A 15,448-nucleotide genomic window follows, 5' to 3' on the forward strand; every position below is an offset into this window, starting at 1 on the left:
CGTGAACGATGATCTCGGTCTGTTCACCGATGACGCTGGAGACACACCACGCGGCGGCCGTGCGGCGGAGCGGGAACGGCTGCACCGACGACGTCGTCGGCGCATTGTCACGGCGTGCTCCGGAATTCTGGTGCTGCTGATCGTCGCGGGCGGTGCCGGGTACGGCGTGCTGCAGTTACTGCGGCTCGGCAGCTACGAGGACTACGAGGGGAGCGGCAACGGGCAGGTCGTCGTCGAGGTCCGGCCCGGTGAATCCACCAGTGCCATCGCGGGCACGCTCTCGGAGCGGGGTGTGGTGGCCTCCGCCGCCGCGTTTGTCCAGGCGGCCGAGGGAAACAGTGAGATCAAGGGCATCCAGCCGGGCTTTTACCTGATGCGGTCCGAGATGTCCGGTGAGGCAGCCGTCGAGCGCATCGTCTCCGACGAGGCCAGAGCGGGCATGGTGGAGATCCGTGGGGGGATGCAGCTCGCCGATCACAACCTTCCCCACGGGAAGGTCAAGAAGGGCATCCTCACCCGGTTGGCCGCGGCCACCTGCACCGGGAAGGGGAACTCCCAGGGGTGTATCACCAAGGAGCGATTGACCCGGGCCGCCACCGAGACTCCGGCTGCCGAACTCGGCCTTCCCGACTGGGCAGCCGACGCGGTCTCGGACGTTCCCCACCCGAGGCGACGCCTCGAGGGGCTCATTCTGCCGGGGATTTATCACGTCCAACCCACTGCCGGTCCCGTCGAGGTGCTGCGTTCGGTGCTGTCGGATTCTTTCGACAAGCTGCGTGCCGTGGGGTTGTCGAATCTGGCCTCGGAATCCGGCCATTCGCGCTACGAACTGCTGCGGATCGCCTCACTGGTGCAGAGTGAGGGCATCACCGAGGACTTCGGCAAGGTGGCGCGTGTGATCGAGAACCGGCTGGCCATCGACATGCGGCTCGAGCTCGATTCGACGATCAACTACGTTACCGAGGACCCGGAGCTCTACACCGACGACGAGGACAGGGCCGAGAAGGGTCCGTACAACACCTACAACAGAACCGGCCTGCCACCCACACCGATATCCGCGCCCAGCACGGCGGCGATCAAGGCGGCCGCCAATCCCGTCGAGGGCGACTGGAAGTACTTCGTCAAATGCCGCACGGACGGCACCTCCTGTTTCTCCAAGACGTTCGAACAGCACAAACAGGCCCAGAAGAAGGCCGCGAGCAACGGGGTGTGACGTTCGTCCGCGAGAGCGGCCCCGTGAGGTTCGTACGAGAGTCCGGTTTCGAAAGGAAGCTTCCGGGATGTCCGCTCAGTCACCTGATTCGGTGGAATCTCGTGTGGTGAGAGCCGGGGTGGTGGGTTCCCCCGTGGAACACTCGCTCTCCCCGGTACTGCACGGGGCCGCCTATGCGGCGCTGGGGTTGCACGACTGGTCGTACCAGCGCATCGAACGGGACGCCGAGGGGTTGCGGACGCTGCTCGGCGAGTTCGATTCCAGTTGGCGCGGGCTGTCGGTGACCATGCCGGGCAAGCACGCGGCGCTGGAGCTGGCCTCGGAGTCCAGTGAGCGCGCCGCCGCGGTCGGTGCCGCCAACACGCTGGTCCGGCGTGCCGGTGGTGCCTGGTACGCGGACTGCACCGATGTCGACGGCATCACCGGGGCGCTGCGTGCGGCCTGCGGATTCCACGGTGACGACGACACGGCGGAGCGCGTCGGACTGGTGCTGGGTGCCGGTGGCACAGCCCTGGCCGTGCTCGCCGCGTTCGCCGAGCTGGGGGTGCGTACCGCGACCCTGGCGGTACGCGACCCCGCCCGGGCCGGTTCCGCGCTGGCCACGGCCGAACGTGTCGGCGTGCGGGCCGAGAGCCGGGCGTTGGACTCGCTGGATCTCGTGAGGGCTGCCGCCGAGGCGGATGTGGTGGTCTCCACCCTGCCCGCCGGGGCGGTGGATGGCCGTGTCCGGGAGCTGGCAGCGGCGGGCCGTGTGTTGGACGTGGTTTATCACCCCTGGCCCACGCCGCTGGCGGACGCCGTGCACGCGGCGGGCGGTCGATTGGCGACCGGACTCGACATGCTGTTGCACCAGGCGTTCGGCCAGGTCGAACTGTTCACGGGCAAGCCCGCTCCGCAATCGGCGATGCGGGACGCGTTGTCCGAGGCCACCGGCGGGAGGGTGCCCCTTCCGCTGCTCTGAGCGGGTGGTTCGCCGCGGTGAACGTGTGGGGCCGCCCGGACCGCCTCGGCTCACGATGTTTCGCACGAACGTGGGCCGGTCCCCTGAGGCAGGGAACCGGCCCACGGTTACGTGTGACGGATTCTCGGCGGTGTCAATTTCCCACGAAATCGCCGCGCCCATTCCACGGAGAGCCGAACTCCGACCACCCTCGCAGGCCGTACTCCGACCACTTACGCGATCGGCACCGCCGCGGGGTCTCCCGTGCGGCTCTCGCGAGGAAGGCCCAACGTGGCGTAGGTGCCTACTCGATGTCGGGCCTCCCGCAGCGAGAGCCGTGCGCGAGGTTCCGCCAAGCGACCCACTACGGAAACCGAGTCACTACAGTTTTCATCAGGAGCCGTCCAGCTCGCTGTTGACTAGCTCGGCGATCCGATCCAGCGCATCGTTGGCTCCCTCACCGTCGGCGGCGAGCACGACTTCGTCGCCGTACGCGGCTCCCAGGGTCATCAAACCCAGGATGCTGGCGGCCTCCACCGGCTCCGTCTCCTGCTTGCGGATGGTGATCTTCACCGACTGCGCGGCCGCTTCCTTGGCCAGCATGGCCGCGGGCCGTGCGTGCAGACCGACCTTGCTCGCGACGGTGACGTGTCGTTCAGGCATCTCCTCGTCCGTTCTCGTCGTTGCCTACCGATCCTCGTGAATGCTCGAGAATCAGGTCTTGCTCCCCCCGGTGGTGGAATCACCGGCGTCGACCGACCCCGCGGCGGCGGTGGTTGCCGAAGCGCTTTCGGTTTCCGACTGCTCGGTTTCCGCGTCGTCCTCCCTACCTGGTGTGGGCAGCTTCATCTTCGTGATGATGATCCGGAACAGGAAGTAGTAGATGACCGCGTACACCAGTCCGATCGGGATCAACCACAGTGGTTTCTGTGCGATCCCGAAGTTGAGCAGGTAGTCGATGGCCCCGGCCGAGAAGCCGAAACCGTGGTGGATGTCCAGTGCGTTGACCAGCGCCAGTGAGGTGCCGGTCAGAACCGCGTGCACGATCAGCAGTGGCCATGCCACGAAGATGAACGAGAACTCCAGCGGCTCGGTGACACCGGTCAGGAAGGCGGTCAGCCCCGTGGAGAACATGATACCGCCGACCAGCTTGCGCTGGGAGGGCTTGGCCGAGTGGTAGATCGCCAGCGCGGCGGCGGGCAGCGCGAACATGAAGATGGGGAAGAACCCGGTCATGAAGGTTCCCGCGCTGGGATCCCCTTCGAAGAACCGGTTGATGTCGCCCTGGGCGCCCTGGTACTCGCCGGTGCTGAACCACAGGATGGCGTTCGGGATGTGGTGCAGGCCCACCGGCAGCAGCAGCCGGTTGACCACGCCGTAGATTCCGCCGCCCGCGACGACGCTGCCGGTCACCGCGTCACTGAAAGCTGTCAGTGCCTGGTCGAAATAAGGGAAGACGATGCCCAGCACCACGCCGATGCCCAGCATGACCACCGAGGTGATGATCGGGACGAACCGACGTCCGCCGAAGAAGCCCAGGTAGGAGGGGAGCTTGATCCGGTGAAAGCGTTGCCACAGCGTCGCGGCCACCAGACCGGCGATGATGCCGCCCAGCACTCCGTAGGGGCCCTTGTTGTAGACGGTGTCGCCTTCGGTGCCGGTCATCTGATACAGCACCCCGGCCAGCACCAGATAACCCACCGCGCCCGCCAGGGCGGTGGAGCCGTCGGCTTTTCGTGCGAACCCGATCGCCACACCGATCGCGAACAGTAGCGGCAGGTTGTCGAACAACGCCCCGCCCGCGGAGCTGATGACGCTGCCTGCCTCGGTCAGGCCGGGAATGGCGCCGATCAGGTCATCCTGACCGAGTCGAAGCAGCAGTGCCGCCGCCGGCAGCACTGCGATGGGGAGCATCAGGCTTTTGCCCAGCCGCTGTAGCTGCGCGAAAGTCTTGCTGCCGCCCGAGGACGGGCTGGCGCTGGTGCTCATCGAGTACCTCCTGGATACACCGGTGCGTTGGAACGGTCTCGCCACGTCGCGGTCAGTTCGCCACGGTGCTCCCGGTCGGGGGAGGGGTGCACCCGCGGCTTACTGTCCGCCGAATCACTCGTACCTTCGCCGGGCTGTTGGTACGGTAAGGTCTAAACCAGTTGGAGGGAACCTTGCGCCTCCGGGCGAACAGGTGTCAAGCGGGTGGCCGATTCGTTGCCGGTTCGACATCGGACGTGCCCGGGGCGACGTGGTTAGCTGTGTGGGGACACTCGATGCGCGAGTGATCGAGAGTGGAGGATTTCGGTGGCTGATGACAAGGCTTCGGCGATCCTGGCCGCGCTGGGCGGTCAGGGCAACATCGTCGAGATCGAGCCGTGCATTACGCGACTGCGTTGTGAGCTGGAGGACGGCGCCAAGGTCGACGAGCCCGCGTTGAAGAAGGCGGGTGCGCACGGCGTTATGCAGCAGGGCACGGTTGTCCAGGTCGTGGTGGGGCCGGAAGCGGACACCATCGCGAGCGATATCGAGGATTTGTTGTGAGCGTTCAGGTACTCAGTCCGGTGACGGGGCTGGTGGCCCCCATAAGCGAGGTACCGGACCCCGTTTTCTCCCAGTCGATGGTCGGCCCCGGCGTGGCGGTCAAACCGAGCGGTGGCAGCTCGGAGGCCGTGGCGCCGGTGGAGGGCGTCCTGTCGACACTGCATCCGCACGCCTTCGTCGTCTCCACCGACGACGGCAAGGCCGTGCTGGTTCATCTGGGAATCGACACCGTCAAGCTCGAAGGCGCGGGATTCACGCTGCACGCGGCCAAGGGGGCACGTGTCGCGGCGGGCAGCCCGGTCGTGAGCTGGAATCCCACCGAGGTCGAGGAGCAGGGCTACTCCTCGGTGTGTCCAGTGGTGGCACTCGAGGTCGGTCAGGACGCGTTGTCGGACATGGCCGACGGCGTGCGGGTCAACGGCGGGGATCCGCTGTTCACCATCGACTCGTGATGCGCTACACACACTGTCACCGTTCGTGAGTCGGGGGTCGCGGCCGGTTCGACGGTCGCGGTTCCCGACACGCCGGTGACCTCGCCCCACTCGCGTGCGCGTCGAGAAGCAGGCCCCGACGCTGCTGACGTGTTCGACGGTTCGCTCGCCACTCCGCTGCCGGTTTCCCTCGCGCTCGGGGTGCTGTTCTTCCCGCTGGGTTGGTTCTGTGGCGCCGGGTGTGCTCACCTCGCGGTGCTGGCGCTGGCAGACGCGGCGCCGGTCGGGGTGTTGCCGTGCCGGGCGGCCCTGGCAGTCCTGTGGGCCTCGTTGGCCCCCGCCGTGTGCTACGGCGGCCTCGACCTCCGATGGTTGCCGGTTCCGGTGCTGGTGGGCTGGTTCGGGGTCGCGCTCGCCGCCTGCGATCTGACCGCTGCTCGGTTGCCGGACCGGCTGACGTTTTCCGCTCTCGTTCCGCTGCTGGCGGCACTGTGCCACTGGGCAGCGGCGGCCCACCGTGGTGCGGCACTGTGGAGCGCACTGGTCGGGGCGTTGCTGTTCGGTGGTTGTTACGCGCTGGTGCGGCTGGCCCGGCCCGCGGTGCTCGGCCCCGGCGACGTGAAACTCGCCTGCGTGCTCGGCCTTCCGGTGGGGGCGGTGGCTCCGTCGGCCGTGCTCGCCGTGATGCTCGCCGCGGCGACGCTGACCCTGCTGGCCGCGGCCCTGACCCGGCGGTGGCGGATACCGCACGGACCGGCGATGCTGCTGCCCGCCTGGTTGGTGACGGCGTTTCCCGTCCCGCATCTTCCGGGGCCACCCCTCACCGGATATCTCACGGGTTGAGCCCGGCCGGTCCGCCGGGTGAGACGGTGGTGTGCGACGGAGCCCGACGTGCTTTTTCAACCCGTGCTGTCCGGCACGCGACACGCCGTGGCAGGATCGCGGGCGTGCTGCGCTGGATGACCGCCGGGGAATCACACGGTCCCGCATTGGTGGGGGTTTTGGAAGGAATGGTGGCTGGCGTCGAGGTCACCACCGAGGACATCAACGCCCAGCTCGAGCGTCGCAAGCTCGGGTTCGGTCGTAGCCCTCGGATGAATTTCGAGTCCGACGAGCTGGAAGTGATCGGTGGCATCCGACACGGCCTCACCCAGGGGAGCCCGGTGGCCGTGCGGATCGGCAACACCGAGTGGCCCAAGTGGCAGCAGGTGATGGCCGCGGACCCGGTCGATCCCGAGGTGCTGGCCTCGTTGGCCCGCAACGAACCGTTGACCCGGCCACGCCCGGGCCACGCCGATCTTCCCGGGATGCAGAAGTACGACTTCGACGAGTCCCGCCCGGTGCTGGAGCGGGCCAGTGCCAGGGAAACGGCCGCCCGAGTGGCCGTGGGAACAGTGGCGCGGCACTTCCTGCGCCAGCTGCTGGGAGTGGAACTGGTCAGCCATGTCGTCTCGCTGGGAGATGTGGACGCCGCACACGAGACGCTGCCCACGGCCGCCGACCTGCCCACCATCGACGAGAACCCGGTACGAGCCTTCGGCGATCACGTCACCGAACGGATGATGGCCGAGGTCGAGGCCGCCAAGTCGGAGGGCGACACGTTGGGTGGGGTGGTCGAGGTGGTCGCCTACGGGCTGCCGCCCGGCGTGGGTTCGCACGTCCACTGGGACCGCAAGCTCGATGCCAAACTGGCGCAGGCGCTGATGAGCATCCAGGCGATCAAGGGTGTGGAGATCGGCGAGGCGTTCGCCAACGCACGCCGCAGGGGCAGCGCCGCCCACGACGAGCTCTATCCCGCTCACGGGCCGAACTGGGTGTACCGCGCCAGTAACCGGGCAGGCGGACTGGAGGGTGGCATCACCAATGGGGAGCCGTTGATCGTGCGGGCCGCCAAGAAGCCGATCTCCAGCCTGCCCCGCGCGCTGTCGACCGTCGACGTGCGCACCGGCGAACAGGCGCAGGCCATGCACCAGCGTTCCGACATCACGGCCGTGCCCCGCGCTGCCGTGGTCGCCGAGACCATGGTCGCGTTGGTGCTGGCCGAAGCGGTGATCGAGAAGTTCGGCGGTGACTCCATCGGCGAGACCCGACGCAATGTCCGGGGCTACCTCACGGCCCTGCACGAGCGGGCCGAGTCCCGGGGTGAGAGCTCATGAGCCCGCGGTTGGTGATCGTCGGGCCGCCCGGGGCGGGTAAGACCGAGGTGGGGAGGTTGCTCGCCGAACGCCTCGGGGTGCCGTTCCGGGACACCGACACCGACATCGAGGCACTGGCGGGCAGGACGATACCGGAGATCTTCACCAATGACGGTGAACCGGCCTTCCGGGAGCTGGAGACACGTGCCCTGACCGCTGCGCTGGCCGAGCACTCGGGCGTGCTCGCGCTGGGCGGGGGAGCCGTGACGACCGAGCGGAACCGGTCGCTGCTGGCGGGGTACCCGGTGCTGTTCCTGTCGGTGGGTCTGGCCGAGGGCGTGCGTCGGACCGGCCTGTCGGCTCCCAGGCCGTTGCTGACCGGTGTGAATCCCAGGGCGACGTTCCAGGCGTTGCTGCGCGAGCGGCTGCCGCTCTATCGCGAGGTCGCCGTCTGGGAGGTCGACACCGACGAGTCCTCCCCCGCTGAGATCGTCCACGACCTGCTGCCCCGCCTCGGTGGCGCCGACGTCGGCTAGGTGCCTGCGGTGTGAATAATGTGAACAACATGGCCGGCCCCGCTGATCCGTGTGATCACGGGCCGGTTTTCCTGTGTCCGGACGCCGAGGTGGCGAATCGCTCGCGTTGATCCGAACGCCCACCCTGCGCGCGGCGGTGCGGTGACGCGCGGGACAATGCGGGACGAGCCCGTTGAGAGCGAGAGGACACGATGAGCGAGCCCGAGCGGATCCCCGTCAATGCCGAGAAGCCCTACGATGTGCTGGTCGGACGTGGACTTCTGGGTGAGCTCGTCGAGTACCTCGGCGATGCCTCGGTGGTCGCGCTGCTGCACCAGCCCACGCTCACCACGACCGTGGAGACCATTCGGGAGGAGCTGAGCGAGGCGGGGGTGGATGCCCACCGGGTGGAACTTCCCGACGCCGAGGACGGCAAGAGCTTCGCCGTGGCCGGTTTCTGCTGGGACGTCTTCGGCAAGATCGGTATGGATCGCGGCGGTGTCGTCGTCTCCATCGGCGGCGGCGCGGTCACGGATCTGGCGGGCTTCGTCGCGGCCACCTGGATGCGGGGTGTCCGGGTGGTGCACGTGCCGACCACGCTGCTGGGCATGGTCGACGCCGCGGTGGGCGGTAAGGCCGGGATCAACACCGAGGCCGGCAAGAACCTCGTCGGGGTCTTCCACGAGCCCTCGCGGGTGTTCGCGGACCTGGCCACACTGGAGGAACTGAACCGCAACGAGCTGATCGCGGGGATGGCCGAGGTCGTCAAGTGCGGTTTCATCGACGACCCCGAGATCCTGCGACTCGTGGAGGCCGACACCGATGCCGCGCTGGACCCGGCCGGTGACGTGCTGGCCGAGTTGATCGCCCGTGCGGTGCGGGTCAAGGCCGCGGTGGTCGGTGCCGATCTGCGCGAGTCGCACCACCGCGAGATCCTCAACTACGGACACACCCTCGGTCACGCCATCGAGCGCCGGGAGCGGTACCGCTGGCGCCACGGTGCGGCCGTGAGTATCGGGCTGGTCTTCGCCGCCGAGTTGGCGCGCCTGGCGGGACGCCTCGACGACGAGACGGCCGATCGGCACCGTGCCGTGCTGGACCGGCTGGGGCTGCCGGTCTCCTACGACGCGGACGCGCTCAACGACCTGCTCGAACTGATGCGCACCGACAAGAAGACGCGCACGGGGGTACTGCGTTTCGTGGTGCTGGACGGTTTGGCCAAGCCGGGCAGGCTGGAAGGGCCGGACCCCTCGTTGCTGGCCGCGGCCTACTCCGCGCTCGCCGAGGGCGGCGCCAAGTCGGGACAAGGGGTTCTGCTGTGAACGTGCTGGTGCTCAACGGTCCCAACCTGGGACGACTCGGCACCCGGGAGCCGGACAAGTACGGTCACGACACCTATGCCGATTTGGTTGAGCTGTGCCGGAGTACGGCCGCCGAACTCGGGATCGAGGCGGAGGTGCGCCAGACCGATCACGAGGGCGAGATGATCGGGTGGCTGCACGAGGCCGCCGACTCGCGGCGTCCCGTCGTGCTCAACGCCGCCGCCTGGACGCACTACTCGATCGCCGTGCGGGACGCCTGCGCCCAGCTGCGCGCGCCGCTGCTCGAGGTGCATCTGTCCAATGTGCACAAACGTGAGTCGTTCCGGGGGCACAGCTACATCTCCGACATCGCCACCGGTGTGCTGGTGGGACTCGGGGTGCGCGGCTATGCGCTCGCGCTGCGCTGGTTGGTCGACACCGCGGCCTGAGCCGCTGCTTTCCGGACCGCCCGGCTTTCCGGACCGCCCGGCCGAGTGGCTCGCCGGGGCCTCCAGCGTCAACTCCTCGGATGGTTGGATCGGGCGGTCCCGCCATCCGAATGATTCCGCACTCGCCGCGTCGCGGGTGTCGTTCGTGACGTTTCACCCGTTCGCAGGATGCCACTTCGCCGCGTGACCTCCCCTTCCGAGTGGCGCTCTGCGTTGGTCCGCTGCTCCCCGCTCGGGTGAGAGCGCTCTTTTTCGCTGATCAAGACTTCCCGCGAGAGCTGTCTGCCAAAGAGATACCGCAGAAAGTGTTAACAAGATGGGTTTTCTCTGCTAAGAATGACCCCAGTCACACGGACGGGTGAGTAGCGGGAGAGTCCATGGTCGATCCGAAACCAGCGGCCGTCAGCAGGAGACGCCTGCTGACGGGAACGCTCGCCGGCGGAGCCGCCATAGCCGGCGGCGGGGTACTCAGTGGTTGCTCCGCTCGACAGGATGTGCGCCGCCGCGACACGGCCGACCCCTGGCGGCAGTTCGCCGGATGCACCCTGAACTTCGTCTCGGAGAACACGGCGCCCACCAGTGCCATCGCCGCCGAGGCGCAGCGCTTCACCGAGCTGACCGGTATCCACATCAACATCGTGACCCTGGAACTGTCCGCCCTCGTGCAGAAAGTGGCGCTGGACCTGGCTTCCGGCCAGTCGCAGTACCAGGTGCTCTACGCCGACTCCTACCAGGTGCTCGCGCCCTACGCCGAAGGGCTGGTCGACCTGCGGGAACCGGCGGGAGATCCGTCCCTGCCCGGCGACACCTCGCGGTTCGACGAGTTCGTCCCGCTCCAGATGGACGTCTCCGGGCGGTTCGGCGACGGGGACCGGGTCCTGGCGCTGCCCTACGACTGCGCCACGATGATCTGGCAGTACCGGAAGGATCTGTTCGAGACCTACCACGACCGCATGGCCGCCGATCTGGGATTCGATCCCACCCCCGGGCCGCAGCGAACCTGGGAGGAGTACTTCCGCATAGCCAAGTGGTTCAACGACAACGTGGACGAGGTCGCCTACGGCACCGGCCACCAGGCCAAACAGCACGACTCGCTGATGTGCGACTTCTCCAACGTGCTGTTCGCCCACGGTGGGCAGTACTTTCCCGACGGGGAACGCGTCGGGCGCTACGGCGCGGTCGACCCCGGGCCGTGCCAACTGGATTCCGATGCCGCCCTGGAGGCCGCGGAGTTCTACCGGCGCCTGCTCTCGGTCGCCGACCCGGCCTCCCGAACCTGGGATTGGACCGGTGTGGGCGCCGCCTTCGCGGCGGGCAGGGTGGCGATGTGCCCGAACTGGCACGAGTTCGCCGCCGACAACGAACGAGCGCTGCCCGGCAAGGTGGGCTACGCGGCCCTGCCGAGCGGTCCGGTCAAATCCGCCAACATGTACGGCGGGGCGGGCATCGCCATCAACGGCAACACCGCCCCCAACGAACGTAAGGCCGCCTGGTTGTTCCTGAACTGGGCGACTTCCCGGCGGACCCAGCTGCGCAACCTCACCGGTGAGGTCGGCGGTGCCACCCCCACCCTGAGTTCCATCTACCAACTGCCGGAAGTGCGCAGTGCCCAGCAGCGTCCCACCGACATGCCCACCATGCTCACGGCTCCGGCGGTGCAGCGGGCATGGCAACCGGAGTACTCGGGCATGCGACCGAAGATCCCGATGTGGAGCGAGTGCGACACCGCCGTCTACACCGAGCTGTCCCGCATGCTGGCCGGTGACGCCACTTCCGCCGAAGCCATGCGCGACACCACCAAGCAGGTGGACCGGATCGTTTCCAGAGGGTGGGTGGCAGCGCGATGACCACTGACACCGAACCCACCACCACGTCGGCCCGACCGGCCGAGCCCGCGCCGCCACGGCGCCGCATCGGATTCACCGGGCGCATGATGGCCCCCGGGATCGCGTTGCTCGCCGCGCTGACGGTGCTGCCGTTCGTCACCATCGTCGTGATGAGCTTCTCCGAGGTTCATCTGCTCGGCGGGCTGAGCCTGGACTTCGCCGGGTTGAGCAACTGGGCGCGGTTCTTCACCGACCCCGAGATGGGTTGGTTCTGGCTGCGAACGGCGCTGTACTTCGTGCTGACCCTGGGCCTGGAGATGGTGCTCGGGGTGCTGCTCGCGCTGTGCGTGTGGCGCCTGATCCGCGGCCGGAACCTGGTGCTGAGCATGTTGCTGCTGCCCATGTTCGTCGCCCCGGTGCTCGTCGGGCTGCTCGGCAGGTTCCTCGTCGACCCGACGATCGGTCTCTACAGCTGGTTGCTGGAGCAGCTCGGTTACGGCGGGGATGTGCTCGGCGGAACCTTCTCCGCGTTCGCGGCCGTGGTGGCCATGGACGTCTGGGAGTGGACACCGCTGATCGCGTTGATCACGCTCGCCGGGCTCACCTCGGTACCGCTTCCGCTGCGGGAAGCGGCGGCGCTCGACGGGGCGGGAAGGTGGCAGACGCTGCGCCACATCGTGCTGCCCTCGATCTCCAACGTACTGCTCGTCGCGCTGCTGATCAGGGCGATGGACGCGATCCGCTACTTCGACATCATCTGGGTCACCACCAACGGTGGTCCCGCCAACGCCACGAAGATAGTTCCGGTCCGGCTGTACGAGACGGCCTTCCGGTTCTTCGACTTCGGCTACGCCGCCGTCATCGGGCTCGCCATGCTGCTGGCCTCCATAGTGATCGCCCGAACGTTCGTACGCATGTTGGACAGGAAGGGGCTGGCCCGATGAGCGTGGTCGACACCGCGGATTCCCGCGCCGCATCGGCCCCCGACGGGGGAACGGACGACAACCGTGGCGGGGCGGCGGGCACCCGTGGCTCACGACTGAGTCCGCTGGAACGAACCGGCACCGGAACCCGGGTCGTGATCGGCGTCGCGCTGACCTTGGCACTGCTGTGGACGCTCGTCCCGTTGCTGTGGATGCTGCTGTCCTCGCTCAAGCCGAGCGAAGCCATCAACTCCGCCGAGCCACAGTGGCTGTTCACCCCGACCCTCCAGCACTACACCGGCCTGTTCACCGGCGGCAACGAACTGCTGCCCTACCTGTGGCACAGCGTCGCCGCCGCCGGGGGCTCCGCGGTGCTCTCCGTGATTCTGGGAGCGCTGGCCGGTTACGGGCTGGCGCGCAGCGGGATGCGGGGCAAGAAGCACCTGTCGTTCTGGATCATCTCGACCAGGATGGCTCCCATCGCCGCGGTGGTGCTTCCACTGTTCCTGATGTTCCGCCAGGTCGGGCTGATCGACACCGTTCCGGGGCTGATTCTGGCCTATCTGACCTTCAACCTGCCGTTCGCCATCTGGCTGCTGAACGCCTTCTTCGCCGATGTTCCGCAAGCACTGGAGGAGTCGGCCCGGGTGGAGGGATGCACCAACTGGCAGGCTTTCCGATACGTGGTGTTGCCGTTGACCAAGTCCGGGCTGGTGACCACCTTCGTGCTCTGCCTGGTGTTCGCCTGGAACGACTACGCGTTCGCCCTCGTGTTCAGCGGTCCACACTCACAGACGTTACCGATAGCCGCCAGCCAGCTGGTCACGCAGTCCGGTATCGACTGGGGCCAGCTGTGCGCCATCGGCACGTTCGTCGTGGTGCCGATGATGCTGGCGGGACTGGCAGTCCGCCGGTGGTTGGTCACCGGCCTGACACTGGGAGCAGTGACCGGAGAATGAACGAACTTCCGACATCGATGCGCGCTTCCGTACTGCGCGCGGTCGGCGACATCGCCGTCGAGGACCGCCCCGTGCCGGAACCCGGCCCGCACGAGGTGCTGGTACGGGTGTCCGCTGTGGGCACGTGCGGTTCCGACACCCACTACTACGAACACGGCCGGGTCGGTGGGTTCGTGGTTCGTGAGCCCCTGATCCTCGGGCACGAGGCCTCCGGAACGGTCGTCGCCCGCGGCTCCGAGGTAACCGGGCACGCTCCCGGAACCCGGGTGTCGCTGGAACCGGGCGTTCCCTGCGGCAGCTGCCACGAGTGCAGGTCGGGACGTTACAACCTGTGTCCCGAGGTACGGTTCTTCGCCACCCCGCCCATCGACGGCGCGTTCTGCGAGTACGTCACGCTGCACGAGCAGTTCGCCTACTCGGTGCCCGAGGACATGTCCGACGAGGCCGCGGCACTCGTCGAACCGCTCTCGGTGGCGGTGTGGGCGTGCCGCAAGGCACGGGTCTCGCCCGGCAGTCGGGTGCTGGTGACCGGAGCGGGGCCGGTCGGTCTGCTCGCCGCGCAGACCGCACGCGCGTTCGGCGCCACCGAGGTCGTGACCACCGATGTGTCCGAGCCCAGGCTGCGGATGGCCGCCGAACTGGCCGCGGCCGACACGATCGACGTCGGTGAGCGCGGCCTGGCCGAGAGCGGCTACGAGCCGGACGTGCTGCTGGAGTGCTCCGGCAACACCAAGGCCGGTGCCGAGGCGGTCGGCACGCTCGCCCGCGCCGGGCGTGGCGTGTTCGTCGGGTTGGGAGGTGACGAGCTGCCGATCCCGCTGGCACACGTGCAGACCCGGGAGATCGAGCTGACCGGCACCTTCCGCTACGCCAACACCTGGCCGACCGCCATAGCACTCGCCGCCTCAGGTGCGGTCGAGCTCGACAGGCTGGTCACCCACCGGTTCGGGCTGGACCGGGTTCCGGAGGCGCTCACCGCCGCGGCACGTGACGAGACGGCGGTCAAATCGGTCGTGCGCCCCCAGGAATGATCGTGTTCGGGACCGGACCCGCGTGCTGGCACGGTCACCTTGGGAAGGAGGCATCGGAACCACAGGGAAGTACGTGTGAAGCCCGGCAACCTTCCCGCCGCGGACGGAACCGAGCGAGCAACCTGGTCCGCTCCCCGTCAGTCGCGGTCAAGCGGCGCAGCCGCTTCCGACCACTTACGCAGTCGGCACCGCCGCGGGTTCTCCCGTGCGGCTCTCGCGAGGAAGGCCCGACGTTGCGTAGGTGCCTACCCGATGTCGGGCCTCCCCGCAGCGAGAGCCGTGCGAGAGGTTCCGCCACTGGACCGGCCGGGCAAACCGGGCCGGTCACCCCGAAATCAGCGAAGCGAAGGGAGGGGAGATGGCCGCGGCCCGCCCGTCCGAGGCAGCAGTCGAGCAACGCAGGCAGGAGGTACTGCGGTTCGTCGTCGACCGCGGCAGGGCACGCATCGACGAGCTGGCCGAGCAGTTCGGCGTCAGTCTGATGACGATGCACCGTGATCTCGACGATCTGGCCGCGCGGCACCTGCTGCACAAGTTGCGGGGCCGGGTGGAGTCCTTCCCGTCGCTGACGATGGAGACGGCGACCAGGTTCCGCGTCGGGCTGCACGTCGCGGAGAAGGAGGCCCTGGCGGCGGTTGCGGTCGACGAGGTCCGCCCGGACACCACCGTCATCCTGGACGACTCCAGCACGCTGTTCCCCTGCGCCCGCAGGCTCACCGCGGTCGAGAGCCTGACGGTGGTGACCAACTCGTTCGGGGTGGCGCGGACCCTCTCGGGGGCCGACCGCGAGGTGCTGTTGCTGGGAGGGCGCTTTCGGGGCGAGTTCGACTCCTGTACCGGACCGGATGTGTTGCGCGGGCTCTCCCGGCTGCGTGCCGACGTGGCCGTCATGTCGGCCACCGCGATCACCGACGGGCGGCTGTTCCACCCGATGCAGGACTTCGCCGAGATCAAGGAAGCCATGTGCGCGGCGGCCGAACGTAGTGTGCTGCTCGTCGACCACTCGAAGTTCGGCAAGACGGCCACCTATTCCCACGGCACCGTCGCGGCGTTCGACCTGGTGGTCACCGATGAGGCCACCCCGGAAGAGGAAACAGCGGCCATCCGGGAATTCGGTACGGAAGTGCGGGTCACCCCCGTCGATCCGGCCGAGGAGTTCCCCGGAGAGACCGTCCGAGAATGAGAATCGAGGC

16 protein-coding genes are annotated in these 15,448 nt (G+C 68.0%); 14 read left to right on the top strand and 2 right to left on the bottom strand.

Going from position 1 to position 15,448, the window contains the following annotated elements; genetic code table 11:
- Position 1: 1 nt before the first annotated feature.
- Entirely contained in the window at positions 2–1,213 is a 1,212-nt protein-coding gene (locus ACOQFL_RS01240; protein ID WP_435542215.1) for an endolytic transglycosylase MltG, read from the top strand.
- A gap of 67 nt (positions 1,214–1,280) precedes the next feature.
- A complete protein-coding gene (locus ACOQFL_RS01245) occupies positions 1,281–2,174 on the top strand; it encodes a shikimate dehydrogenase (protein ID WP_435542216.1) in 894 nt (297 codons plus the stop codon).
- Between the two features lie 372 nt (positions 2,175–2,546).
- Here the strand turns inward: ACOQFL_RS01245 and ACOQFL_RS01250 are convergent, their stop codons facing one another.
- Both ACOQFL_RS01250 and ACOQFL_RS01255 read right to left on the bottom strand, forming a co-directional pair.
- Positions 2,547–2,816, bottom strand: a complete 270-nt coding sequence (locus tag ACOQFL_RS01250) for an HPr family phosphocarrier protein (RefSeq protein ID WP_435542217.1) — start codon at positions 2,814–2,816, stop codon at positions 2,547–2,549.
- A 51-nt stretch (positions 2,817–2,867) separates the two neighbouring features.
- On the bottom strand, positions 2,868–4,142 hold the full coding sequence (locus ACOQFL_RS01255) for a PTS transporter subunit EIIC (RefSeq protein WP_435542218.1): 1,275 nt from the start codon (positions 4,140–4,142) through the stop codon (positions 2,868–2,870).
- Positions 4,143–4,448: 306 nt separating this feature from the next.
- Here ACOQFL_RS01255 and ACOQFL_RS01260 point away from each other — a divergent pair, with 306 nt between their 5' ends.
- From ACOQFL_RS01260 to ACOQFL_RS01315, 12 genes are all read left to right on the top strand, one after another.
- Positions 4,449–4,685: a PTS sugar transporter subunit IIB gene (locus ACOQFL_RS01260; RefSeq protein ID WP_435542219.1), complete on the top strand. Its 237-nt coding sequence runs from the start codon at positions 4,449–4,451 to the stop codon at positions 4,683–4,685.
- A complete protein-coding gene (locus ACOQFL_RS01265; RefSeq protein ID WP_435542220.1) occupies positions 4,682–5,137 on the top strand; it encodes a PTS sugar transporter subunit IIA in 456 nt (151 codons plus the stop codon). Before ACOQFL_RS01260 ends, ACOQFL_RS01265 begins: the two co-directional genes overlap by 4 nt.
- Positions 5,138–5,266: 129 nt before the next feature.
- On the top strand, positions 5,267–5,959 hold the full coding sequence (locus tag ACOQFL_RS01270; protein ID WP_435542221.1) for a prepilin peptidase: 693 nt from the start codon (positions 5,267–5,269) through the stop codon (positions 5,957–5,959).
- 104 nt (positions 5,960–6,063) lie between these two features.
- Positions 6,064–7,272: a chorismate synthase gene (aroC, locus tag ACOQFL_RS01275; protein WP_435542222.1), complete on the top strand. Its 1,209-nt coding sequence runs from the start codon at positions 6,064–6,066 to the stop codon at positions 7,270–7,272.
- The gene (locus tag ACOQFL_RS01280; protein WP_435542223.1) at positions 7,269–7,787 is read left to right on the top strand and encodes a shikimate kinase; all 519 of its coding nucleotides are present in this window, start codon (positions 7,269–7,271) and stop codon (positions 7,785–7,787) included. The genes aroC and ACOQFL_RS01280 overlap by 4 nt, the downstream gene beginning before the upstream one ends.
- A 191-nt stretch (positions 7,788–7,978) precedes the next feature.
- The gene (gene aroB, locus ACOQFL_RS01285; RefSeq protein WP_435542224.1) at positions 7,979–9,088 is read left to right on the top strand and encodes a 3-dehydroquinate synthase; all 1,110 of its coding nucleotides are present in this window, start codon (positions 7,979–7,981) and stop codon (positions 9,086–9,088) included.
- Entirely contained in the window at positions 9,085–9,516 is a 432-nt protein-coding gene (gene aroQ, locus ACOQFL_RS01290; RefSeq protein ID WP_435542225.1) for a type II 3-dehydroquinate dehydratase, read from the top strand. The genes aroB and aroQ overlap by 4 nt, the downstream gene beginning before the upstream one ends.
- A 377-nt stretch (positions 9,517–9,893) precedes the next feature.
- On the top strand, positions 9,894–11,363 hold the full coding sequence (locus tag ACOQFL_RS01295) for an extracellular solute-binding protein (RefSeq protein ID WP_435542226.1): 1,470 nt from the start codon (positions 9,894–9,896) through the stop codon (positions 11,361–11,363).
- Entirely contained in the window at positions 11,360–12,286 is a 927-nt protein-coding gene (locus tag ACOQFL_RS01300; RefSeq protein WP_435542227.1) for a carbohydrate ABC transporter permease, read from the top strand. Before ACOQFL_RS01295 ends, ACOQFL_RS01300 begins: the two co-directional genes overlap by 4 nt.
- A complete protein-coding gene (locus ACOQFL_RS01305) occupies positions 12,283–13,224 on the top strand; it encodes a carbohydrate ABC transporter permease (protein WP_435542228.1) in 942 nt (313 codons plus the stop codon). The genes ACOQFL_RS01300 and ACOQFL_RS01305 overlap by 4 nt, the downstream gene beginning before the upstream one ends.
- Positions 13,221–14,255: an NAD(P)-dependent alcohol dehydrogenase gene (locus ACOQFL_RS01310; protein WP_435542229.1), complete on the top strand. Its 1,035-nt coding sequence runs from the start codon at positions 13,221–13,223 to the stop codon at positions 14,253–14,255. Before ACOQFL_RS01305 ends, ACOQFL_RS01310 begins: the two co-directional genes overlap by 4 nt.
- A 358-nt stretch (positions 14,256–14,613) precedes the next feature.
- Positions 14,614–15,438 (top strand): DeoR/GlpR family DNA-binding transcription regulator, encoded by an 825-nt coding sequence (locus ACOQFL_RS01315; protein WP_435542230.1) that lies wholly within the window; start codon positions 14,614–14,616, stop codon positions 15,436–15,438.
- The last annotated feature ends 10 nt before the right edge of the window (positions 15,439–15,448 follow it).

The sequence above is a fragment of the Actinopolyspora sabaoui genome (assembly GCF_051225635.1).
Taxonomy (GTDB): Bacteria; Actinomycetota; Actinomycetes; order Mycobacteriales; family Pseudonocardiaceae; genus Actinopolyspora.

Bases quoted from the DNA above. Each gene is read 5' to 3' on its own strand.
- ACOQFL_RS01245 (WP_435542216.1), top strand. From the start codon at position 1,281: ATGTCCGCTCAGTCACCTGATTCGGTGGAATCTCGTGTGGTGAGAGCC.
- ACOQFL_RS01250 (WP_435542217.1), bottom strand. From the start codon at position 2,816: ATGCCTGAACGACACGTCACCGTCGCGAGCAAGGTCGGTCTGCACGCA.
- ACOQFL_RS01255 (WP_435542218.1), bottom strand. From the start codon at position 4,142: ATGAGCACCAGCGCCAGCCCGTCCTCGGGCGGCAGCAAGACTTTCGCG.
- ACOQFL_RS01280 (WP_435542223.1), top strand. From the start codon at position 7,269: ATGAGCCCGCGGTTGGTGATCGTCGGGCCGCCCGGGGCGGGTAAGACC.
- aroB (WP_435542224.1), top strand. From the start codon at position 7,979: ATGAGCGAGCCCGAGCGGATCCCCGTCAATGCCGAGAAGCCCTACGAT.
- ACOQFL_RS01295 (WP_435542226.1), top strand. From the start codon at position 9,894: ATGGTCGATCCGAAACCAGCGGCCGTCAGCAGGAGACGCCTGCTGACG.
- ACOQFL_RS01300 (WP_435542227.1), top strand. From the start codon at position 11,360: ATGACCACTGACACCGAACCCACCACCACGTCGGCCCGACCGGCCGAG.
- ACOQFL_RS01305 (WP_435542228.1), top strand. From the start codon at position 12,283: ATGAGCGTGGTCGACACCGCGGATTCCCGCGCCGCATCGGCCCCCGAC.
- ACOQFL_RS01310 (WP_435542229.1), top strand. From the start codon at position 13,221: ATGAACGAACTTCCGACATCGATGCGCGCTTCCGTACTGCGCGCGGTC.
- ACOQFL_RS01315 (WP_435542230.1), top strand. From the start codon at position 14,614: ATGGCCGCGGCCCGCCCGTCCGAGGCAGCAGTCGAGCAACGCAGGCAG.